The organism is Pantoea sp. JKS000250 (assembly GCF_003201065.1).
GTDB classification, from domain to species: domain Bacteria; phylum Pseudomonadota; class Gammaproteobacteria; order Enterobacterales; family Enterobacteriaceae; genus Pantoea; species Pantoea vagans.
In genome coordinates this window covers 1,784,305-1,804,662 of sequence record NZ_QICZ01000001.1, presented here as the reverse complement: position 1 = coordinate 1,804,662, position 20,358 = coordinate 1,784,305, and the positions used below count along the sequence as shown (strand labels likewise).

Genomic DNA, 20,358 nt, shown 5'->3' with positions numbered 1-20,358 from the left:
AAATGAAAGTTCGTGCTTCCGTCAAGAGATTATGTCGTAACTGCAAAATCATTCGTCGCGACGGTGTCGTACGTGTGATCTGCAGCGCCGAGCCAAAGCATAAACAGCGCCAAGGCTGATTTTGTCACATATTTTTCTTGCAAAGTCGGGTTGAGCTGGCTAGATTAGCCAGCCAATCTTTTGTATGTCAGTACGTTTCCATTTGAGTATCCTGAAAACGGGCTTTTCAGCATGGGACGTGCTTGTTTAATTATAGGAGTGCATAGTGGCCCGTATAGCAGGCATTAACATTCCTGATCAAAAACATACCGTTATCGCATTAACTTCGATCTTCGGTATCGGTAAAACCCGTTCAAAAGCCATCTGCGCTTCAACGGGTATTGCTGAAAATGTTAAGATCAGTGAGCTGTCTGAAGAACAAATTGATCAGCTGCGTGATGCAGTTGCGAAATTCGTTGTAGAAGGTGATCTGCGCCGTGAAATCACCCTGAGCATCAAGCGTCTTATGGACCTTGGTTGCTACCGTGGTTTGCGCCATCGTCGTGGTCTTCCGGTTCGCGGTCAGCGTACTAAGACCAACGCACGTACCCGTAAGGGTCCGCGTAAACCGATCAAGAAATAATCGGGGTGAGTAAATAATGGCAAAGGCACCAGTTCGTGCACGCAAGCGTGTAAGAAAACAAGTCTCAGATGGCGTGGCTCATGTCCATGCTTCTTTTAACAACACCATCGTTACCATTACTGATCGTCAGGGTAACGCACTGGGTTGGGCAACCGCCGGTGGTTCCGGTTTCCGCGGTTCACGTAAATCCACTCCGTTTGCTGCTCAGGTCGCTGCAGAGCGCTGTGCAGAAGCGGTAAAAGATTACGGAATTAAGAACCTGGAAGTTATGGTAAAGGGTCCGGGTCCAGGTCGCGAATCTACGATTCGTGCTTTGAACGCCGCTGGTTTCCGCATCACTAATATTACTGATGTGACTCCGATCCCTCATAACGGTTGTCGTCCGCCGAAAAAACGTCGCGTATAACGCCCGTTTTTTTAGGATAGTTGGAGAAAGAAAATGGCAAGATATTTGGGTCCTAAGCTCAAGCTGAGCCGTCGTGAGGGCACTGACTTATTCCTTAAGTCTGGCGTTCGCGCGATTGATTCCAAGTGTAAGATTGAACAAGCCCCTGGTCAGCATGGTGCGCGTAAACCGCGTCTGTCTGATTACGGCGGTCAGTTACGTGAAAAGCAGAAAGTTCGTCGTATCTACGGCGTGCTGGAGCGTCAGTTCCGTAACTATTACAAAGAAGCAGCTCGTCTGAAAGGCAATACCGGTGAAAACCTGTTGGCTCTGCTGGAAGGTCGTCTGGACAACGTAGTTTATCGTATGGGCTTTGGTGCCACTCGTGCAGAAGCACGTCAGCTGGTGAGCCATAAGTCTGTTCTGGTAAATGGCCGCGTTGTTAACATCGCTTCTTATCAGGTATCTCCGAATGATGTCGTTAGCATCCGTGAGAAAGCCAAAAAGCAATCTCGCGTGAAGGCCGCTCTGGAGCTGGCTGAGCAGCGTGAAAAGCCAACCTGGCTGGAAGTTGATGCGACTAAGATGGAAGGTGTGTTCAAGCGTATTCCTGAACGTACTGATCTGTCTGCGGACATTAACGAACACCTGATCGTCGAGCTTTACTCCAAGTAAGGCTTAGTACCAAAGAGAGGACACAATGCAGGGTTCTGTGACAGAGTTTCTAAAACCGCGCCTGGTAGATATCGAGCAAGTGAGTTCGACGCACGCCAAGGTGACCCTTGAGCCTTTAGAGCGTGGCTTTGGCCATACTCTTGGTAACGCACTGCGCCGTATTCTGCTTTCATCCATGCCGGGTTGCGCGGTGACCGAGGTTGAAATTGATGGTGTACTTCATGAGTACAGCACCAAAGAGGGCGTACAGGAAGATATCCTGGAAATCCTGCTCAACCTGAAAGGGCTGGCGGTAAGAGTTCAGGGTAAAGATGAAGTTATTCTGACCCTGAATAAATCTGGCATTGGCCCTGTGACTGCAGCCGACATTACCCATGATGGTGATGTCGAAATCGTCAAGCCTCAGCATGTCATTTGCCATCTGACCGATGAGAACGCTGCTATCAGCATGCGTATCAAAGTTCAGCGTGGACGTGGCTATGTGCCGGCTTCTGCCCGAATTCATTCGGAAGAAGATGAGCGCCCAATCGGCCGCCTGTTAGTTGACGCTTGCTACAGCCCTGTAGACCGTATCGCCTACAATGTTGAAGCAGCGCGTGTAGAGCAGCGCACCGACCTGGACAAGCTGGTCATCGAAATGGAAACCAACGGCACAATCGATCCTGAAGAGGCGATTCGTCGTGCGGCAACCATTCTGGCAGAACAACTTGAAGCTTTCGTTGACCTACGTGATGTACGTCAGCCGGAAGTCAAAGAAGAGAAACCAGAATTCGATCCGATCCTGCTGCGCCCTGTTGACGATCTGGAATTGACTGTCCGCTCTGCTAACTGCCTTAAGGCAGAAGCTATCCACTACATCGGTGATCTGGTACAGCGTACCGAGGTTGAGCTGCTTAAAACGCCTAACCTTGGTAAAAAATCTCTTACTGAGATTAAAGATGTGCTGGCTTCGCGTGGTCTTTCTCTGGGCATGCGCCTCGAGAACTGGCCGCCAGCAAGCATTGCTGATGAATAATCAGATCACAGGTTAAGGTTTCACTGAGAAGGATAAGGTCATGCGCCATCGTAAGAGTGGTCGTCAACTGAACCGCAACAGCAGCCATCGTCAGGCTATGTTCCGCAACATGGCCGGTTCTCTGGTTCGTCATGAGATCATCAAAACGACTCTGCCGAAAGCCAAAGAACTGCGTCGCGTAGTTGAGCCGCTGATTACTCTTGCCAAGACCGACAGCGTAGCTAATCGTCGTCTGGCATTCGCCCGTACTCGTGATAACGAGATCGTGGCAAAACTGTTTAATGAGCTGGGCCCGCGTTTCGCGAGCCGTGCCGGTGGTTACACTCGTATTCTGAAGTGTGGCTTCCGTGCTGGTGACAACGCTCCGATGGCTTACATCGAGCTGGTTGATCGTCCAGAAGCTCAAGCAGAAGCAGCCGCAGAGTAATCTGTAGCAACGTAAAAAACCCGCTTCGGCGGGTTTTTTATTGCCTGAAATTTACTACCTTAGAAAGATGTCTTTCATGTTCAAAGGAGCCGATTATGTGGCTGGTTGATGAACTTGCGGAACAGCATATTAAGGCAGCGCTGGAAAAGGGTGAGCTTAGCAATCTTCCGGGCTCTGGAAAGCCATTACTGCTGGATGATGACAGCCATGTTCCTCCTGAATTAAGAGCGGGCTACCGGCTACTGAAAAACGCGGGCTTTCTGCCGCCGGAGCTGGAGTTAAGACGGGAGGCGATGGAAGTGAACGATCTTATTCGCCAGCTCGATCCCGCGGATCATCACTATCAGGATCATTGTCATCGGCTTCAGTTGCTGGCGCTGCGATTACGCCAGGCGGGTATGAGCACGGATTTTCTGCATGGCGATTATTCGACAGCCCTTCAGAATCACTTCAGCGAGGAGGAGTAGATGTTTCGCATCGGACAGTTAGCTAAGCTTGCTGACGTCACGCCAGACACCATCCGTTTTTATGAAAAACAGCAGATGATGGATCATGACGGTCGTACGGAAGGGGGGTTTCGCCTATATACCGAGGCCGATCTTCAGCGTCTGAAATTTATCCGCTACGGTCGTAAACTCGGGTTTAGCCTTGAAGCCATCAGAGAGCTGCTTTCCATCCGGGTCGATCCTGCGCATCATACATGTCAGGAATCAAAAGCGATCGTTGAAAAACGGCTAAGTGAAGTGGCTCAGATGATCACAGAATTAGAAACGATGCAGCGCTCTTTGCGACACCTCTCGGATGCGTGTTGTGGTGACAGTCACAGTAGCATTTCGTGCTCAATTCTTGAGGCACTGGAGCGTGGAGAGGCGTTGAGTAAATAAGCATCTTGTTATTTTGCTGCAAAGGAATAGAGTATCTGACCATCTCAACAGGAGGCTTTATGAGTAAATATCAGCATACTAAAGGGCAAATTCGCGATAACGCGATTCAGGCACTGCTGCACGACCCGTTATTTCGACAACGTATTGAGCAGAAGCAAAAGGGTAAAGGCAGTTTTAAGCGGAAAGAGAAACATGGTAAGGGGACTGGATGGGAGGGCAGTGATAAGAAAGCGTCTTATCACTGCCCTTCTGCTTTTATAGTAAATAAAACCGCCTTCGTGGCGGCTTATTCACTATACCCGGGTGTTCTGCTGTTTCAGCAGATCGCGGATTTCGGTCAGTAAGACTTCTTCGTTAGACGGTTTAGCAACCGGCTTCTCCACTTCTTTTTTCTTATACAGACGATTCATCAACTTAATCGCCATAAAGATCGCGAAAGCGATAATGACAAAATCAAATATGGTCTGAAGGAAGATACCGTACTGCATAACAACAGCTGGCGCATCGCCTGTTGCGGGCTTAAGAACCCATGCGAATGATTTGAAATCGACTCCGCCGATCAGCAAGCCTAATGGTGGCATGATGATATTAGCGACTAATGATGAAACGATTTTACCGAATGCTGCACCGATGATGACACCCACGGCTAAATCCATTACGTTGCCGCGCATTGCGAAATCACGAAACTCTTTGATTAAACTCATACTTATCTCCTTGCCCAAGCCAACGCCATAAAGTCTAACAAACCTCACTGTTTTTGCCATCAACACAGCCAATTAAGCGGCAATTTTGCATGCAGCATGCTGAGTTAGCCTGTAAAAGCGGCATTTACAGGAAAAACGGACTCGGCTGGAAGAGGCGTTCCACATCTGACACGAATTTCTTATCGGTCAGGAACATGATGACATGATCGCCTTGTTCAATACGCAGGTTATCATTGGCAATCATCACATCATCACCACGAACGACTGCGCCAATAATAGTCCCTGGCGGCAATTTGATGTCATCAATCGAACGACCCACAACGCGTGACGTCGACTCGTCACCATGCGCTATCGCTTCGATCGCCTCTGCAATACCGCGTCGTAACGATGAAACGCCCACGATATCCGCTTTGCGCACATGACCCAGCAGAGCAGAGATCGTGGCTTGCTGAGGGGAAATAGCGATATCGATGACGCTGCCTTGGACCAGATCGACGTAAGCGCGGCGCTGAATCAGTACCATCACTTTTTTCGCACCCATCTTTTTCGCCAGCATGGCTGACATGATGTTCGCTTCATCATCGTTGGTGACGGCGATAAACAGATCGACCTGCTCAACGTGCTCTTCAGCGAGCAGCTCCTGATCGGACGCATCGCCATAAAACACCACAGTGTCATGCAGATGTTCTGCAAGTTCCGCTGCGCGCTGGGGATTCCGCTCAATCAGCTTAACGCTGTAGTGCTTCTCAAGCCGCTGCGCCAGACCGAAACCGATGTTGCCGCCACCGACCAGCATAATCCGTTTATAAGGTTTCTCCAGCCGCTGCATTTCACTCATCACCGCACGAATATTCTGACTGGCAGCGATGAAGAACACTTCATCACCTGCTTCTACAATGGTTGAACCCTGCGGACGAATAGGACGATCCTGCCGGAATATAGCGGCTACGCGTGTATCGATGTGTGGCATGTGCTCACGCATGATCGAGAGCGGATTTCCTACCAGCGGCCCGCCATAATAGGCTTTTACCACTGCCAGACTGACTTTTCCCTCAGCAAAGTTAACCACCTGCAATGCGCCAGGATACTGAATCAGCCGGTAGATATTGTCGATTACCAGCTGCTCAGGTGAGATCAGATGATCAATAGGCACTGCTTCAGGTATAAACAACTTGTCTGCATCGCGCAAATAGTCGGCCGCGCGGATACGGGCGATGCGATTCGGGGTATTGAAAAGCGAATAAGCAATCTGGCAAGCGATCATGTTGGTTTCATCCGAGTTGGTTACGGCAACCAGCATGTCGGCATCTTCCGCACCCGCCTCACGCAGAATTCGCGGATGGGAACCATGGCCCTGAACAACGCGCAAATCGAACTTATCCTGCAGATGACGCAGACGTGAAGAATCGGTATCGACCACCGTAATGTCGTTGTTTTCACCGACCAGATTTTCTGCCAGGGTTCCGCCAACCTGTCCTGCACCCAGAATGATTATTTTCATCGCTTATCAATACTCATCTCAGTTTGTACCCGATTTCTTTATCAGCTTAGCGTAGAAGAAACCATCTCCGCCTTCGGCCTGCGGGAATACCTGCAAGCCGTTCGCCGGCGCACCCCTGAGGGATTCTGCCTGAGCATCGTGCTGGCGTTGCAGGAAAGCCTCAATCTGCTGATGATTCTCTTCAGGCAGGATCGAGCAGGTGGCATAAATCAGCGTACCGCCTGGTTTCAGGTGCGGCCAGATGGCGTCAAGAATTTCACTCTGAAGCTTTGCCAGCTCGGCGATATCGCGATCGCGACGCAGCCATTTAATATCAGGATGGCGTCGGATTACACCGGTCGCAGAGCAGGGCGCATCCAGCAGAATACGGTCAAACTGACGATCACCGCACCACTGTTGCGGCGTTCGTCCATCACCCTGTTTAACGTCTGCTTTCATGCCCAACCGCTGCAGATTTTCCTCAACACGTTTAAGGCGCTGCGCATCTACGTCGACGGCCATCACTTCTGCTTCCGGCGCAATTTCAAGAATGTGGGTCGTTTTACCGCCAGGCGCCGCGCATAAATCCAGAATCTGTTCGCCATTTTGCGGTTCAAGCAGCAAAGCACAGCGCTGAGCGGATAAATCCTGCACGGTCACCCAACCCTGATCAAAGCCGGGTAGCTGGCTGACCGGGGCAGGCGCGTCAAGCCGCAGCGCATCCGGTACGTCGTCAGCGGGTTGTGCATTTCTGTCGCTTTCGACCAGCATGGCCAGCCATGCGTCACGATTGTGGTGCTGGCGGTTAACCCGCAGCCACATCGGCGGACGAAGATTATTGGCTTCGACGATCTGCTGCCACTGTTCAGGCCAGGCATGCTGTAACCGCTTTAGCAGCCATCCCGGATGAAGATAACGCTGTGGACCATCCTGAATGCTGGCAAGCAGCTCTTCCCGCTGGCGCTGAAACTGGCGTAATACACCATTTAACAAGCCTTTCAGGCTGGTACGCTTCAGGACTTCGGCGCCCGCGACGGTTTCTGCCAGTGCGGCATGGGCAGGCACACGGGTATATTCCAGCTGATAAAGCCCGACCATAATCAGATAGTGCAGAACCCGCTGTTTGCCGGTCAGTGGACGCTCCATCAGTCTGCCGATCAGCGCTTCAAGCTGCGGCAATGTGCGCAATACGCCAAAACAGATTTCCTGCACTAATGCGCTATCTTTGTCAGAGAGTTTTTTCTGGGCGGCCGGCAGTGCGGTATTCAGGGATTCGCCTTTGTCGACCACACGCTCAATAAGTTGAGCGGAAAGGCTTCGCAGGTTGATAGATTTAGTCATAGGGTTTTGTCATCAAACAAAAGGCCCGGTGAGTGACCGGGCCTGGGAGTCAGTCGAGAAGGGTTCCAGGTTCAAACCATTCCCGGCGCGAGTTGAGAAGATCCTGAGCCGACATCGGTTTTTTACCGGCAGGCTGTAACTGCAGCAGATTCAGTACACCCTGAGCCGTCGCGACCTTTATGCCATGCTTATCCGCACTGATAATTTCACCCGGCGAACGATCGCTGTGCGGCAGAACGCTTGCCTGCCAGACTTTTACGGGTTGATCATCAATGGTGAAAAAGCTCATCGGCCACGGGTTAAACGCGCGAATACAACGTTCAAGCTGGTCTGCAGAGAGGGTCCAGTCGAGATGTGCTTCCTCTTTGCTAAGTTTCTCAGCATAGTTGGCCAGTGTTTCATCCTGCTTTTCAGGTGAAGCCTGTCCTGTGCTCAGTAACGTCAGCGTATCCAGCAGCCCCTGTGGACCAAGCTGTGCCAGCTTGTCATAGAGCGTTGCACTGGTATCTTCAGCGGTAATCGGGCAAGCCAGCTTATGCAGCATATCGCCCGTGTCTAACCCCACGTCCATCTGCATGATGGTCACGCCGGTTTCGCTGTCGCCAGCCCACAGTGCGCGCTGAATAGGCGCGGCTCCACGCCAGCGCGGCAGCAGCGAACCATGAACGTTGATACAGCCGAGACGTGGCATATCCAGTACGGCCTTTGGCAGAATTAATCCGTAGGCCACAACGACCATCACGTCTGCCTTCAGATCAGCGACCAGCTGCTGATTTTCTTCAGGTCGCAGTGACTTAGGCTGATAAACCGGAATGTCATGTGCCAGCGCCAGCGTTTTGACCGGGCCCGGCGTGAGTTTGTTACCGCGGCCCGCAGGACGGTCGGGTTGGGTGAATACGCCGATAACCTGATGTTCAGAAGCAAGCAGCGCGTCAAGATGACGCGCTGCGAAGTCAGGTGTGCCGGCAAAGATGATTTTTAGCGGGGCAGACACGTTTATCCCTTCTTAAGATCTCAGGAAGCCTGCGCGTTCTGACGCGCCAGTTTCTCTAACTTAGTTTTGATTCGTTGCCGCTTCAGAGGCGACAGATAATCAATAAACAGTTTGCCTTCCAGATGATCAATCTCATGCTGGATGCAGATGGCCAGTAACTCGCTGGCTTCCAGCTCGAAACTTTTACCATCACGATCAAGTGCGCGAACCTTTACCCGCTCAGCACGTGGAACAAACGCGCGCTGTTCCGGAATAGAGAGGCAACCCTCTTCAATACCGGTTTCGCCGCTTTTTTCCAGCAGCTCAGGGTTAATCAGGACTAAACGCTCTTCACGACTTTCAGAGACATCAATCACGATAATGCGCTGATGAATATCGACCTGCGTAGCCGCAAGACCGATACCTTCTTCGGCATACATCGTCTCGAACATATCATCAACGATACGCTGAATGTCTGCGTTAACTTCTTTAACGGGCGCAGCGACTTTGCGAAGACGCTCGTCAGGGAAATGTAATACCTGCAAAACTGACATAAATATCCAGATCTGTATTCGGTTAAGAAAAGATTACTGCCTCATATTGTAGACTTTTCGAGGCCTGATTGACAGCATTGTGCGGCAGGAAGCAAGGGCGATCAGGGAGCAGGAGATGGACAAAACAGGGCAGTATGTGCGGCTGGCGGCCGTCACCGGAATGACAGGAAAACGCTGGGTTGACGTGGCGCAGCAGACAGGTGCCGGACTGGCAGACGATGAGCAGCTTATCCGGCTTGGGTTAGATGCCAGCCAGCGGCAGCAATATTATGAATTTAATGAAAAAAATATTGAGGAAGTCTGTTCCTGGCTGGCGCAGAGTCCGGCTCATCATCTGATTACCGCTCTGGATGCAGCTTATCCAGCCCGTCTTAAAGAAACCAATCGCTTTCCGCCGCTGCTTTATATTGATGGCGATCCTGCTGTTATCAGTACACCACAGTTAGCAATTGTAGGAAGCCGGAACAGCTCTCACTATGGCCGTTACTGGTGTGACTGGTTTACCCAGCATTTAAGCCTGGGCGGATTGACCATCACCAGCGGACTGGCGCGGGGTATTGATGGCGTTGCGCATCAGGCCGCACTTAACGTGGGCGGTAAAACGGTGGCGGTGTTAGGAAGCGGGTTGCAGCATCTTTATCCCAAAAACCATACCCGTCTTGCCGCAGAGATTGTAGGGCAGGGCGGTGCTATCGTTTCTGAGTTTCCACTGACCACCATACCGCATCCCCTTAATTTTCCACGCCGTAATCGTATCATTAGCGGCCTGAGCCACGGTGTGCTGGTGGTAGAAGCCTCGCTGAAAAGTGGCTCACTGGTGACGGCTCGCTATGCGCTGGAGCAAAATCGTAATGTCTATGCCTTACCTGGCGCACTCGGTAACCCGTTAAGCGAAGGCGTAAACTGGCTGATTCAGCAGGGCGCGCTGCTGGTGGCTCATCCCAATAACATCGCAGAAGATCTGGCAAATGCACTTAACTGGCTACCCATGGCTCAGGCGGATGAAATTTATTCTGAGGTGAGGGACGATGCTCCATTGCCATTTGCTGATGTGTTGGCTAACGTAGGAGATGATGTTACACCTGTTGACGTTGTCGCTGAACGTGCCGGCCAATCTGTGCCAGTTATCTCAGCTCAGTTGCTGGAACTGGAGTTAGCAGGATGGATCGCAGCTGTACCCGGCGGCTATGTCCGATTGAGGAGGGCATGCCATGTTCGACGTACTGATGTACTTGTTTGAGACATATATCCACAACGAAGCAGAAATGGGTGTTGATCAGGACAGATTGACAGATGACCTGACGGATGCCGGGTTCCATCGTGAAGATGTTTACAGTGCGCTGAACTGGTTAGAAAGACTGGCTGACTATCAGGAAGGTCTGGTAGCACCAATTTTACTGACAAATGATCCGCTCTCCATGCGTATTTATACCGATGAAGAGAGCAAACGTTTAGATGCTGACAGCCGTGGTTTCCTGCTGTTCCTGGAGCAGATTCAGGTGCTGAACCTGGAAACCCGCGAAATGGTCATCGAACGTATCATGGCGCTGGATACCTCTGAGTTTGATCTGGAGGATCTCAAATGGGTGGTGCTGATGGTGTTGTTCAACATCCCGGGATGTGAAAATGCCTATCAGCAGATGGAAGAACTGCTATTCGACGCCAATGAAGGTATGCTGCATTAAATTTCCTTTCATGCATTGATCGCTATGAGTAAAGCTGCACTCTTCACCGTGCGTAAACAGGATCCCTGCCCCGCTTGCGGGGCAGCACTGGTTATCCGCTCCGGTAAACACGGTCCTTTTCTGGGCTGCGCGAACTACCCGGCTTGTGACTACATTCGACCTTTAAAAGGGCAGGCCGATGGCCATGTGGTCAAAGTGCTGGAAGGACACGCCTGTCCTGAATGTGGTGCGGATAAAGTGTTGCGGCAGGGACGTTTTGGCATGTTTATCGGCTGCAGCCTCTATCCGGAATGCGGATACACAGAAACCATCGATAAACCGGATGAAACCTCGCTGGCCTGTCCACAGTGCCATGAAGGCCGGTTAGTTCAGCGGCGCTCCCGTTATGGCAAAACGTTTCACTCCTGCGATCGTTATCCGGCCTGCCAGTTTGTCGTCAATCTGACACCCGTTGCCGGAATCTGTCCTTATTGTGAGTATCCGCTGTTAGTTGAGAAAAAGACGGCGCAGGGCGTTAAGCGCTTCTGCGCCAGTAAGAGTTGTGGCAAAGCCATCGCTGAAGAGAATTCATAGACCATGGAAAATCAACACCTCGCCGATTCACTTGAGACCTGTTTAGAGCATCTGAATCGTCAGGCGGTCATCGCCTATCCCACGGAAGCCGTATTTGGTCTGGGCTGTGACCCTGACAGTGAATCTGCCGTTATGGCGTTGCTGGCGCTGAAACAGCGCCCGGTAGAGAAGGGGCTCATCCTGATTGCGGCTGATTACAGTCAGCTAGAACCTTACATCTCGGCGCGCGAACTTTCTGTAGTCCAGCGAGAGCGGATGTTTGCCTGCTGGCCCGGCCCGGTGACTTTTGTCGTGCCTGTGCCGCCACAGACGCCTCGCTGGCTTACCGGACAGTTTGATTCACTGGCCATTCGCGTCAGTGACCATCCGGATGTTCAGGCGCTATGTCGGGCGTTTGGCAAACCGCTGGTTTCGACCAGCGCAAACCTGTCAGGCCAGCCTCCCTGCCGTACGGCTGAAGAAGTGAAGCAGCAGTTTGGTGAGCCGTTCCCGGTTCTGTCGGGTAAAACGGGTGGACGACTCAATCCTTCTGAAATCCGCGATGTCATCAGCGGCGAACTCATACGTCAGGGTTAATTCATGGATCACTTCGCCGTTTTCGGTAATCCGATCAGCCACAGTAAATCGCCGCTGATCCATCAGGCTTTCGCTGAGCAGACGGGCATTGAGCATCGCTATGGTCGCATCTGTGCCCCGGTTTATGGTTTTCCTCAATCGCTTTCTGCCTTTTTCGAACAGGGAGGTCGTGGTGCCAACGTGACGTTACCCTTCAAACAGCAGGCATGGGAATTTGCCGATCAGCTCAGCGAACGTGCAGCTCTGTCCGGTGCGGTAAACACCGTTAATAAGCTCAGTGATGGGCAGATCCTGGGAGACAACACGGATGGTATCGGCCTGTTAAGCGATCTTGAACGGCTGAATATGATCAACGCTGGCGACAATGTCTTGCTGGTGGGAGCGGGCGGGGCCGCACGCGGTGTTATCTTGCCGCTGCTTTCAGCAGGCGTGACACTGACCGTCGTCAATCGTACCGCCGCGCGCGCTGAAGAGCTGGCGAACCTGTTTAGCGCGAGCGGGACTATCCGGGCATCTGGTTTTGAGCAACTGACGGATCAGCGCTTTGATCTGATCATCAACGCCACTTCAAGTGGTGTGAATGGAGAAACGCCTCCTTTACCTGCAGAGGTCATCCATTCTGAAGTGCGCTGCTACGACATGTTTTACCAAAGCGGGCTGACGCCTTTTTTACGCTGGTGTCAGGCGCACGGGAGTGATCATCTGGCCGATGGACTGGGGATGCTGGTGGGTCAGGCTGCGCATGCTTTCTACATATGGCACGGTGTGATGCCGGAAATCACGCCCGTGATTGCTCAGCTTAAGCAGGCCATGCAGCCATGAATCAGGCGATACAGTTCCCGGATGAGGAATCCTATGACGCTGAACTGAACGCGGTCTGTTTTCCAGTACTGGTCAACGGCATGCGGCTGAATTGTGCAATCAGCCGCGATTCGCTGAATTCACGTTTTGGTGAAGGAGAGGCGATGGCGCTGTTTCAGCACCATCGCTGGGATCTGGAAGATGAGGCCGAAGCGGCCATTCGTCAGGATGATGTAGATAATCAGGGCTGGATCTGGTTATCTCCCGCCAGATAATCATCCTTCCAGCCAACATAGTTATTAGCGGAATAGCGCAGACCTTCCTTCTCACTGTCATTCAGCGGCCTGACCTGCTTTACCGGGCTACCCAGGTAGAGATAGCCGCTTTCCAGCCTTTTACCGGGCGGCACCAGACTTCCGGCACCAATCATCACCTCTTCTTCTACTATTACGCCATCCAGCAGAATCGATCCCATTCCGACCAGCACGCGATCGCCAATGGTACAGCCGTGTAGTATCGCTTTATGCCCGACGGTGACGTCCTCGCCAATAATAAGAGGGAAGCCCTGGGGGTTGGCGGCTGATTTATGTGTGACGTGCAGAACACTGCCGTCCTGCACGTTAGTACGGGCACCAATGCGGACCTGATTCACATCACCTCTGATCGCAACCAGCGGCCAGATGCTAACGTCATCTTCCATAATCACATCACCGACAACAACACTGCTTGGATCGACCATAACGCGCTGACCCGTTTGCGGGAAAAGATCTTTATAGGGACGTAGGGCGGAAGTCATCTTGTTCTCCTTTGTTCTGTTTTCACTGCAGCCTGATGCCATTTTAGCCAGCTGACAAGCCAATTCTGACGGGGATCGCTGGCGATCTCACCAATCTGGATCATTTATAACCGTTCAGATAAAAGATCCTAAAAAAGGGTTGTGCTCTCAAACGGGATCCCTATAATGCGCCTCCATCGACACGGAACACCGGCAACGGGAAACGGGCTGAGAGGCACAGGAGACTGCGCCGCCGGAGAAAAACTTCTGAAATAGAGGTTGACTCTGCAGGAGGAAAGCGTAATATACGCCACCTCGCGACAGGACGCTAACGCACTGTTCGCACTGCTCTTTAACAATTTATCAGACAATCTGTGTGGGCACTCGCAGGATTGATATCAGCGTCTCCGGACGCAACAAAATATCAAAGCCTCACGAGTGAACACATAATGAAATTCATTATGACGTTTTACAGATGAGCACCGCTTAACTTGTTTAAGCAAATCAAACTTAAATTGAAGAGTTTGATCATGGCTCAGATTGAACGCTGGCGGCAGGCCTAACACATGCAAGTCGGACGGTAGCACAGAGGAGCTTGCTCCTTGGGTGACGAGTGGCGGACGGGTGAGTAATGTCTGGGGATCTGCCCGATAGAGGGGGATAACCACTGGAAACGGTGGCTAATACCGCATAACGTCGCAAGACCAAAGAGGGGGACCTTCGGGCCTCTCACTATCGGATGAACCCAGATGGGATTAGCTAGTAGGCGGGGTAATGGCCCACCTAGGCGACGATCCCTAGCTGGTCTGAGAGGATGACCAGCCACACTGGAACTGAGACACGGTCCAGACTCCTACGGGAGGCAGCAGTGGGGAATATTGCACAATGGGCGCAAGCCTGATGCAGCCATGCCGCGTGTATGAAGAAGGCCTTCGGGTTGTAAAGTACTTTCAGCGGGGAGGAAGGCGATGTGGTTAATAACCGCGTCGATTGACGTTACCCGCAGAAGAAGCACCGGCTAACTCCGTGCCAGCAGCCGCGGTAATACGGAGGGTGCAAGCGTTAATCGGAATTACTGGGCGTAAAGCGCACGCAGGCGGTCTGTTAAGTCAGATGTGAAATCCCCGGGCTTAACCTGGGAACTGCATTTGAAACTGGCAGGCTTGAGTCTTGTAGAGGGGGGTAGAATTCCAGGTGTAGCGGTGAAATGCGTAGAGATCTGGAGGAATACCGGTGGCGAAGGCGGCCCCCTGGACAAAGACTGACGCTCAGGTGCGAAAGCGTGGGGAGCAAACAGGATTAGATACCCTGGTAGTCCACGCCGTAAACGATGTCGACTTGGAGGTTGTTCCCTTGAGGAGTGGCTTCCGGAGCTAACGCGTTAAGTCGACCGCCTGGGGAGTACGGCCGCAAGGTTAAAACTCAAATGAATTGACGGGGGCCCGCACAAGCGGTGGAGCATGTGGTTTAATTCGATGCAACGCGAAGAACCTTACCTACTCTTGACATCCAGAGAACTTAGCAGAGATGCTTTGGTGCCTTCGGGAACTCTGAGACAGGTGCTGCATGGCTGTCGTCAGCTCGTGTTGTGAAATGTTGGGTTAAGTCCCGCAACGAGCGCAACCCTTATCCTTTGTTGCCAGCGATTCGGTCGGGAACTCAAAGGAGACTGCCGGTGATAAACCGGAGGAAGGTGGGGATGACGTCAAGTCATCATGGCCCTTACGAGTAGGGCTACACACGTGCTACAATGGCGCATACAAAGAGAAGCGACCTCGCGAGAGCAAGCGGACCTCACAAAGTGCGTCGTAGTCCGGATCGGAGTCTGCAACTCGACTCCGTGAAGTCGGAATCGCTAGTAATCGTGGATCAGAATGCCACGGTGAATACGTTCCCGGGCCTTGTACACACCGCCCGTCACACCATGGGAGTGGGTTGCAAAAGAAGTAGGTAGCTTAACCTTCGGGAGGGCGCTTACCACTTTGTGATTCATGACTGGGGTGAAGTCGTAACAAGGTAACCGTAGGGGAACCTGCGGTTGGATCACCTCCTTACCTGAAGATACCTTCCCGCGCAGTGTCCACACAGATTGTCTGATAAAAAGTAATGAGCAGGACGGCTGCGAAGTCGTGACACTATCGTGTCCCCTTCGTCTAGCGGTTAGGACTCCGCCCTTTCACGGCGGCAACAGGGGTTCGAATCCCCTAGGGGACGCCACCTGCTTGGTGACAGGTGAAAGGTGTCTCCATACAGTATCTCAAAACCGATTTGGTTGCGTAAGCAGCCGGGCCGCGTTTGAGATATTTGCTCTTTAACAATCCGGAACAAGCTGAAAATTGAAACGACGTGTCGTTTTCATTCTCCGTAATAAGAATGAAAAATACGATGCGTCCGAGTCTCTCAAATGCTTGCAGCTCGCAGCGTTGTAAAACGCCTGTGGGTTGTGAGGTTAAGCGACTAAGCGTACACGGTGGATGCCCAGGCAGTCAGAGGCGATGAAGGACGTGCTAATCTGCGTAAAGCGACGGTAAGGTGATATGAACCGCTACAGCCGTCGATGTCCGAATGGGGAAACCCGGTGCACTCTGTGCATCATTGCAGCATGAATACATAGTGCTGCAAGGCGAACCGGGGGAACTGAAACATCTAAGTACCCCGAGGAAAAGAAATCAACCGAGATTCCCCCAGTAGCGGCGAGCGAACGGGGAGCAGCCCAGAGCCTGAATCAGCATGTGTGTTAGTGGAAGCGTCTGGAAAGTCGCAGGGTACAGGGTGATACTCCCGTACACAAAAGCACATATGCTGTGAGCTCGATGAGTAAGGCGGGACACGTGGTATCCTGTCTGAATATGGGGGGACCATCCTCCAAGGCTAAATACTCCTGACTGACCGATAGTGAACCAGTACCGTGAGGGAAAGGCGAAAAGAACCCCGGCGAGGGGAGTGAAACAGAACCTGAAACCGTGTACGTACAAGCAGTGGGAGCCTTCTTTATGGGGGTGACTGCGTACCTTTTGTATAATGGGTCAGCGACTTATATTCTGTAGCAAGGTTAACCGTATAGGGGAGCCGCAGGGAAACCGAGTCTTAACTGGGCGTTAAGTTGCAGGGTATAGACCCGAAACCCGGTGATCTAGCCATGGGCAGGTTGAAGGTTGGGTAACACTAACTGGAGGACCGAACCGACTAATGTTGAAAAATTAGCGGATGACCTGTGGCTGGGGGTGAAAGGCCAATCAAACCGGGAGATAGCTGGTTCTCCCCGAAAGCTATTTAGGTAGCGCCTCGTGAACTCATCCTCGGGGGTAGAGCACTGTTTCGGCTAGGGGGCCATCCCGGCTTACCAACCCGATGCAAACTGCGAATACCGAGGAATGTTATCACGGGAGACACACGGCGGGTGCTAACGTCCGTCGTGAAGAGGGAAACAACCCAGACCGCCAGCTAAGGTCCCAAAGTCATGGTTAAGTGGGAAACGATGTGGGAAGGCACAGACAGCCAGGATGTTGGCTTAGAAGCAGCCATCATTTAAAGAAAGCGTAATAGCTCACTGGTCGAGTCGGCCTGCGCGGAAGATGTAACGGGGCTAAACCATGCACCGAAGCTGCGGCAGCGACGCTTATGCGTTGTTGGGTAGGGGAGCGTTCTGTAAGCCGTCGAAGGTGTGCTGTGAGGCATGCTGGAGGTATCAGAAGTGCGAATGCTGACATAAGTAACGATAAAGCGGGTGAAAAGCCCGCTCGCCGGAAGACCAAGGGTTCCTGTTCAACGTTAATCGGAGCAGGGTGAGTCGACCCCTAAGGCGAGGCCGAAAGGCGTAGTCGATGGGAAACAGGTTAATATTCCTGTACTCGGTGTTACTGCGAAGGGGGGACGGAGAAGGCTATATCAGCCGGGCGACGGTTGTCCCGGTTTAAGCGTGTAGGCGGAGGGTCCAGGTAAATCCGGTCCCTTATCAACGCTGAGGCGTGACGACGAGGCACTACGGTGCTGAAGTGATAAATGCCCTGCTTCCAGGAAAAGCCTCTAAGCATCAGGTAACACAGAATCGTACCCCAAACCGACACAGGTGGTCAGGTAGAGAATACCAAGGCGCTTGAGAGAACTCGGGTGAAGGAACTAGGCAAAATGGTGCCGTAACTTCGGGAGAAGGCACGCTGGCGCGTAGGTGGAGGGATTTACTCCCCGAGCCGAAGCCAGTCGAAGATACCAGCTGGCTGCAACTGTTTATTAAAAACACAGCACTGTGCAAACACGAAAGTGGACGTATACGGTGTGACGCCTGCCCGGTGCCGGAAGGTTAATTGATGGGGTTATCCGCAAGGAGAAGCTCTTGATCGAAGCCCCGGTAAACGGCGGCCGTAACTATAACGGTCCTAAGGTAGCGAAATTCCTTGTCGGGTAAGTTCCGACCTGCACGAATGGCGTAATGATGGCCAGGCTGTCTCCACCCGAGACTCAGTGAAATTGAACTCGCTGTGAAGATGCAGTGTACCCGCGGCAAGACGGAAAGACCCCGTGAACCTTTACTACAGCTTGACACTGAACATTGAGCCTTGATGTGTAGGATAGGTGGGAGGCTTTGAAGCGCGGACGCCAGTCTGCGTGGAGCCAACCTTGAAATACCACCCTTTAATGTTTGATGTTCTAACGTAGGCCCGTGATCCGGGCTGCGGACAGTGTCTGGTGGGTAGTTTGACTGGGGCGGTCTCCTCCTAAAGAGTAACGGAGGAGCACGAAGGTCAGCTAATCACGGTCGGACATCGTGAGGTTAGTGCAATGGCATAAGCTGGCTTGACTGCGAGAGTGACGGCTCGAGCAGGTGCGAAAGCAGGTCATAGTGATCCGGTGGTTCTGAATGGAAGGGCCATCGCTCAACGGATAAAAGGTACTCCGGGGATAACAGGCTGATACCGCCCAAGAGTTCATATCGACGGCGGTGTTTGGCACCTCGATGTCGGCTCATCACATCCTGGGGCTGAAGTAGGTCCCAAGGGTACGGCTGTTCGCCGTTTAAAGTGGTACGCGAGCTGGGTTTAGAACGTCGTGAGACAGTTCGGTCCCTATCTGCCGTGGGCGCTGGAGAATTGAGGGGGGTTGCTCCTAGTACGAGAGGACCGGAGTGAACGCACCACTGGTGTTCGGGTTGTCATGCCAATGGCATTGCCCGGTAGCTAAGTGCGGAAAAGATAAGTGCTGAAAGCATCTAAGCACGAAACTTGCCCCGAGATGAGTTCTCCCTGACCCCTTGAGGGTCCTGAAGGGACGTTGAAGACTACGACGTTGATAGGCCGGGTGTGTAAGCGCAGCGATGCGTTGAGCTAACCGGTACTAATGACCCGTGAGGCTTAACCTTACAACGCCAGAGGCGTTTTTGAGAGACAGATTTTCAGCTTTGTTACCGGATAATAGTTGTATCCTGCGGACTGAAGTCCGAAGGATTCTGCGCTGAGGCAAGGCGGCAACCGACCGATGTGAAGGAGCATACTGACGTATGTGACTGAGCAGCGCGAGGGCGGCCAACGCAGCATCAGCACAGAAGACACAGGACAGAGCACAAAGAATTTGCCTGGCGGCTTTAGCGCGGTGGTCCCACCTGACCCCATGCCGAACTCAGAAGTGAAACGCCGTAGCGCCGATGGTAGTGTGGGGCCTCCCCATGCGAGAGTAGGGAACTGCCAGGCATCAAATTTAGTGTGCTGATATGGCTCAGTTGGTAGAGCGCACCCTTGGTAAGGGTGAGGTCCCCAGTTCGACTCTGGGTATCAGCACCAGTTAAGACACGAGTTCGGTAAATAAAAGAATTTGCCTGGCGGCTGTAGCGCGGTGGTCCCACCTGACCCCATGCCGAACTCAGAAGTGAAACGCCGTAGCGCCGATGGTAGTGTGGGGTCTCCCCATGCGAGAGTAGGGAACTGCCAGGCATCAAATAAGAGAGAGCCCTTCGCATATGCGAAGGGCTTTTTTCGTTGTGGCAAGCCGATAATCTGCAATAAAACCTCCTCTTATCAGCCTTCTGTCCCTTACCTTTATCATCGCATCCAGTTAGTCAGCTCAATGCACCTGCTGGTCAGGCCATAAAAAACCCGGCACCAGGCCGGGTAGTAAGATGAACGGAGTCGGTAATCAGTGAATAACCTGCGATAAAAACGCCCGGGTACGCTCCGATTGAGGATTCGCAAAGAACTCCTGCGGTGGCGCAACTTCGACGATCTCACCTCGATCCATGAAGATCACCCGGTCAGCCACCGTTCGGGCAAAGCCCATTTCGTGGGTGACGCACAGCATGGTCATCCCATCCTCAGCCAGACCAATCATCGTATCCAGCACCTCTTTAACCATCTCAGGATCCAGCGCTGACGTTGGCTCATCAAACAGCATAATTTTAGGCTTCATACAGAGTGAGCGAGCGATGGCGACACGTTGTTGCTGTCCCCCGGAAAGCTGACCCGGAAACTTATGCGCATGCTCAGCAATACGCACGCGTTGCAGATAATGCATAGCCAGTTCATCCGCTTCCTTCTTTGGAATCTTTCTCACCCAGGAAGGTGCCAGCGTGCAGTTCTGCAATACGGTCAGATGCGGGAAGAGATTGAAGTGCTGGAATACCATCCCCACTTCTGTGCGTACGCGCTCGATGTTACGCACGTCGTCATTAAGGTGGATACCGTCAACAACAATACGCCCCTGCTGATGCTCTTCCAGATGGTTGATACAGCGGATCGTGGTCGATTTGCCGGAGCCGGAAGGGCCGCACAGCACGATGCGTTCTCGGGGTTTAACCTGCAGGTTAATGTCTTTCAGTACGTGAAACTGCCCGTACCATTTATTCACGTTCTCAAGCGAAATCATCAACGCGTCGGAAGAGTGTGTCATAGAGTCAGTCAT

22 protein-coding genes, 2 tRNA genes and 4 rRNA genes are annotated in these 20,358 nt (G+C 52.4%); 21 read left to right on the top strand and 7 right to left on the bottom strand.

Annotation, left to right across the window (positions count from 1 at the left end; genetic code table 11):
* Nucleotides 1–2 precede the first annotated feature (2 nt).
* The 9 genes from rpmJ to BY447_RS08595 all read left to right on the top strand — a co-directional run bounded on the left by rpmJ (nucleotide 3) and on the right by BY447_RS08595 (nucleotide 4,352).
* Nucleotides 3–119 carry a 50S ribosomal protein L36 gene (gene rpmJ / locus BY447_RS08635; RefSeq protein ID WP_010252805.1) on the top strand — a complete coding sequence of 39 codons (117 nt, stop codon included), beginning with the start codon at nucleotides 3–5 and terminating at the stop codon, nucleotides 117–119.
* A 146-nt stretch (nucleotides 120–265) separates the two neighbouring features.
* Nucleotides 266–622: a 30S ribosomal protein S13 gene (gene rpsM / locus BY447_RS08630; protein ID WP_003850176.1), complete on the top strand. Its 357-nt coding sequence runs from the start codon at nucleotides 266–268 to the stop codon at nucleotides 620–622.
* A gap of 16 nt (nucleotides 623–638) precedes the next feature.
* On the top strand, nucleotides 639–1,028 hold the full coding sequence (gene rpsK, locus BY447_RS08625; protein WP_004160563.1) for a 30S ribosomal protein S11: 390 nt from the start codon (nucleotides 639–641) through the stop codon (nucleotides 1,026–1,028).
* Between the two features lie 33 nt (nucleotides 1,029–1,061).
* On the top strand, nucleotides 1,062–1,682 hold the full coding sequence (gene rpsD, locus BY447_RS08620) for a 30S ribosomal protein S4 (RefSeq protein WP_008927131.1): 621 nt from the start codon (nucleotides 1,062–1,064) through the stop codon (nucleotides 1,680–1,682).
* A 25-nt stretch (nucleotides 1,683–1,707) separates the two neighbouring features.
* Entirely contained in the window at nucleotides 1,708–2,697 is a 990-nt protein-coding gene (locus BY447_RS08615) for a DNA-directed RNA polymerase subunit alpha (protein WP_003850179.1), read from the top strand.
* Nucleotides 2,698–2,737: 40 nt separating this feature from the next.
* The gene (rplQ, locus tag BY447_RS08610) at nucleotides 2,738–3,124 is read left to right on the top strand and encodes a 50S ribosomal protein L17 (protein WP_003850180.1); all 387 of its coding nucleotides are present in this window, start codon (nucleotides 2,738–2,740) and stop codon (nucleotides 3,122–3,124) included.
* A gap of 95 nt (nucleotides 3,125–3,219) precedes the next feature.
* Nucleotides 3,220–3,591, top strand: coding sequence for a DnaJ family domain-containing protein (locus BY447_RS08605; protein ID WP_110330958.1), 372 nt, complete (start codon nucleotides 3,220–3,222; stop codon nucleotides 3,589–3,591).
* Nucleotides 3,592–4,008, top strand: coding sequence for a Zn(2+)-responsive transcriptional regulator (zntR, locus tag BY447_RS08600; RefSeq protein WP_033784135.1), 417 nt, complete (start codon nucleotides 3,592–3,594; stop codon nucleotides 4,006–4,008). It begins immediately after the preceding gene.
* Between the two features lie 59 nt (nucleotides 4,009–4,067).
* Nucleotides 4,068–4,352 (top strand): alternative ribosome-rescue factor A, encoded by a 285-nt coding sequence (locus tag BY447_RS08595; protein WP_110330957.1) that lies wholly within the window; start codon nucleotides 4,068–4,070, stop codon nucleotides 4,350–4,352.
* Here the strand turns inward: BY447_RS08595 and mscL are convergent.
* The 5 genes from mscL to def form a co-directional block, all read right to left on the bottom strand.
* Nucleotides 4,302–4,712: a large-conductance mechanosensitive channel protein MscL gene (mscL, locus tag BY447_RS08590; protein WP_033734108.1), complete on the bottom strand. Its 411-nt coding sequence runs from the start codon at nucleotides 4,710–4,712 to the stop codon at nucleotides 4,302–4,304. The genes BY447_RS08595 and mscL overlap by 51 nt on opposite strands.
* 124 nt (nucleotides 4,713–4,836) lie before the next feature.
* Entirely contained in the window at nucleotides 4,837–6,213 is a 1,377-nt protein-coding gene (trkA, locus tag BY447_RS08585; RefSeq protein ID WP_013359233.1) for a Trk system potassium transporter TrkA, read from the bottom strand.
* Between the two features lie 18 nt (nucleotides 6,214–6,231).
* Nucleotides 6,232–7,533, bottom strand: coding sequence for a 16S rRNA (cytosine(967)-C(5))-methyltransferase RsmB (gene rsmB, locus BY447_RS08580; RefSeq protein ID WP_095706604.1), 1,302 nt, complete (start codon nucleotides 7,531–7,533; stop codon nucleotides 6,232–6,234).
* Nucleotides 7,534–7,582: 49 nt separating this feature from the next.
* On the bottom strand, nucleotides 7,583–8,527 hold the full coding sequence (gene fmt / locus BY447_RS08575) for a methionyl-tRNA formyltransferase (RefSeq protein ID WP_110330956.1): 945 nt from the start codon (nucleotides 8,525–8,527) through the stop codon (nucleotides 7,583–7,585).
* 20 nt (nucleotides 8,528–8,547) lie between these two features.
* Complete coding sequence (gene def, locus BY447_RS08570) at nucleotides 8,548–9,060, bottom strand: peptide deformylase (protein ID WP_013359230.1); 513 nt, start codon at nucleotides 9,058–9,060, stop codon at nucleotides 8,548–8,550.
* Nucleotides 9,061–9,175: 115 nt separating this feature from the next.
* On the opposite strand from def, the gene dprA reads away from it, so the two are divergent.
* Genes dprA through BY447_RS08540 form a run of 6 tightly spaced genes read left to right on the top strand, consistent with a single transcriptional unit; the run spans nucleotide 9,176 to nucleotide 12,970 of the window.
* Complete coding sequence (gene dprA, locus BY447_RS08565) at nucleotides 9,176–10,300, top strand: DNA-protecting protein DprA (RefSeq protein ID WP_033784132.1); 1,125 nt, start codon at nucleotides 9,176–9,178, stop codon at nucleotides 10,298–10,300.
* Nucleotides 10,272–10,745 (top strand): DUF494 family protein Smg, encoded by a 474-nt coding sequence (smg, locus tag BY447_RS08560; RefSeq protein ID WP_033784131.1) that lies wholly within the window; start codon nucleotides 10,272–10,274, stop codon nucleotides 10,743–10,745. Before dprA ends, smg begins: the two co-directional genes overlap by 29 nt.
* Nucleotides 10,746–10,769: 24 nt before the next feature.
* Nucleotides 10,770–11,318, top strand: a complete 549-nt coding sequence (locus BY447_RS08555; protein WP_110330955.1) for a topoisomerase DNA-binding C4 zinc finger domain-containing protein — start codon at nucleotides 10,770–10,772, stop codon at nucleotides 11,316–11,318.
* Between the two features lie 3 nt (nucleotides 11,319–11,321).
* Nucleotides 11,322–11,894 (top strand): L-threonylcarbamoyladenylate synthase type 1 TsaC, encoded by a 573-nt coding sequence (gene tsaC / locus BY447_RS08550; protein ID WP_013359226.1) that lies wholly within the window; start codon nucleotides 11,322–11,324, stop codon nucleotides 11,892–11,894.
* A 3-nt stretch (nucleotides 11,895–11,897) separates the two neighbouring features.
* The gene (aroE, locus tag BY447_RS08545) at nucleotides 11,898–12,716 is read left to right on the top strand and encodes a shikimate dehydrogenase (protein WP_110330954.1); all 819 of its coding nucleotides are present in this window, start codon (nucleotides 11,898–11,900) and stop codon (nucleotides 12,714–12,716) included.
* Complete coding sequence (locus BY447_RS08540) at nucleotides 12,713–12,970, top strand: DUF1488 domain-containing protein (protein WP_095706606.1); 258 nt, start codon at nucleotides 12,713–12,715, stop codon at nucleotides 12,968–12,970. The genes aroE and BY447_RS08540 overlap by 4 nt, the downstream gene beginning before the upstream one ends.
* On the opposite strand, the gene BY447_RS08535 is transcribed toward BY447_RS08540, so the two are convergent.
* Nucleotides 12,937–13,491 (bottom strand): gamma carbonic anhydrase family protein, encoded by a 555-nt coding sequence (locus BY447_RS08535; protein ID WP_110330953.1) that lies wholly within the window; start codon nucleotides 13,489–13,491, stop codon nucleotides 12,937–12,939. The genes BY447_RS08540 and BY447_RS08535 overlap by 34 nt on opposite strands.
* A 491-nt stretch (nucleotides 13,492–13,982) precedes the next feature.
* On the opposite strand from BY447_RS08535, the gene BY447_RS08530 reads away from it, so the two are divergent.
* From BY447_RS08530 to rrf (BY447_RS08505), 6 genes are all read left to right on the top strand, one after another.
* Nucleotides 13,983–15,524, top strand: a 16S ribosomal RNA gene (locus tag BY447_RS08530).
* An 88-nt stretch (nucleotides 15,525–15,612) separates the two neighbouring features.
* Nucleotides 15,613–15,687 (top strand) — tRNA-Glu (locus BY447_RS08525).
* A 230-nt stretch (nucleotides 15,688–15,917) separates the two neighbouring features.
* Nucleotides 15,918–18,826 (top strand): 23S ribosomal RNA (locus BY447_RS08520).
* Between the two features lie 212 nt (nucleotides 18,827–19,038).
* Nucleotides 19,039–19,154: ribosomal RNA gene (gene rrf / locus BY447_RS08515) — 5S ribosomal RNA — on the top strand.
* Between the two features lie 14 nt (nucleotides 19,155–19,168).
* A tRNA-Thr gene (locus BY447_RS08510) sits at nucleotides 19,169–19,244 on the top strand.
* A 34-nt stretch (nucleotides 19,245–19,278) separates the two neighbouring features.
* Nucleotides 19,279–19,394, top strand: a 5S ribosomal RNA gene (gene rrf / locus BY447_RS08505).
* Together the 16S, 23S and 5S rRNA genes with 2 tRNA genes alongside form the textbook arrangement of a ribosomal RNA operon.
* A gap of 202 nt (nucleotides 19,395–19,596) precedes the next feature.
* Here the strand turns inward: rrf (BY447_RS08505) and BY447_RS08500 are convergent.
* Nucleotides 19,597–20,358 carry an amino acid ABC transporter ATP-binding protein gene (locus BY447_RS08500; RefSeq protein ID WP_013359221.1) on the bottom strand — a complete coding sequence of 254 codons (762 nt, stop codon included), beginning with the start codon at nucleotides 20,356–20,358 and terminating at the stop codon, nucleotides 19,597–19,599.

Bases quoted from the DNA above. Each gene is read 5' to 3' on its own strand.
- rplQ (WP_003850180.1), top strand. From the start codon at position 2,738: ATGCGCCATCGTAAGAGTGGTCGTCAACTGAACCGCAACAGCAGCCAT.
- rpsD (WP_008927131.1), top strand. From the start codon at position 1,062: ATGGCAAGATATTTGGGTCCTAAGCTCAAGCTGAGCCGTCGTGAGGGC.
- BY447_RS08500 (WP_013359221.1), bottom strand. From the start codon at position 20,358: ATGACTGACTCTATGACACACTCTTCCGACGCGTTGATGATTTCGCTT.
- tsaC (WP_013359226.1), top strand. From the start codon at position 11,322: ATGGAAAATCAACACCTCGCCGATTCACTTGAGACCTGTTTAGAGCAT.
- BY447_RS08555 (WP_110330955.1), top strand. From the start codon at position 10,770: ATGAGTAAAGCTGCACTCTTCACCGTGCGTAAACAGGATCCCTGCCCC.
- trkA (WP_013359233.1), bottom strand. From the start codon at position 6,213: ATGAAAATAATCATTCTGGGTGCAGGACAGGTTGGCGGAACCCTGGCA.
- BY447_RS08535 (WP_110330953.1), bottom strand. From the start codon at position 13,491: ATGACTTCCGCCCTACGTCCCTATAAAGATCTTTTCCCGCAAACGGGT.
- def (WP_013359230.1), bottom strand. From the start codon at position 9,060: ATGTCAGTTTTGCAGGTATTACATTTCCCTGACGAGCGTCTTCGCAAA.
- dprA (WP_033784132.1), top strand. From the start codon at position 9,176: ATGGACAAAACAGGGCAGTATGTGCGGCTGGCGGCCGTCACCGGAATG.
- zntR (WP_033784135.1), top strand. From the start codon at position 3,592: ATGTTTCGCATCGGACAGTTAGCTAAGCTTGCTGACGTCACGCCAGAC.
- mscL (WP_033734108.1), bottom strand. From the start codon at position 4,712: ATGAGTTTAATCAAAGAGTTTCGTGATTTCGCAATGCGCGGCAACGTA.
- aroE (WP_110330954.1), top strand. From the start codon at position 11,898: ATGGATCACTTCGCCGTTTTCGGTAATCCGATCAGCCACAGTAAATCG.
- BY447_RS08540 (WP_095706606.1), top strand. From the start codon at position 12,713: ATGAATCAGGCGATACAGTTCCCGGATGAGGAATCCTATGACGCTGAA.
- rpmJ (WP_010252805.1), top strand. From the start codon at position 3: ATGAAAGTTCGTGCTTCCGTCAAGAGATTATGTCGTAACTGCAAAATC.
- rpsK (WP_004160563.1), top strand. From the start codon at position 639: ATGGCAAAGGCACCAGTTCGTGCACGCAAGCGTGTAAGAAAACAAGTC.
- rsmB (WP_095706604.1), bottom strand. From the start codon at position 7,533: ATGACTAAATCTATCAACCTGCGAAGCCTTTCCGCTCAACTTATTGAG.
- BY447_RS08595 (WP_110330957.1), top strand. From the start codon at position 4,068: ATGAGTAAATATCAGCATACTAAAGGGCAAATTCGCGATAACGCGATT.
- BY447_RS08615 (WP_003850179.1), top strand. From the start codon at position 1,708: ATGCAGGGTTCTGTGACAGAGTTTCTAAAACCGCGCCTGGTAGATATC.
- smg (WP_033784131.1), top strand. From the start codon at position 10,272: ATGTTCGACGTACTGATGTACTTGTTTGAGACATATATCCACAACGAA.
- BY447_RS08605 (WP_110330958.1), top strand. From the start codon at position 3,220: ATGTGGCTGGTTGATGAACTTGCGGAACAGCATATTAAGGCAGCGCTG.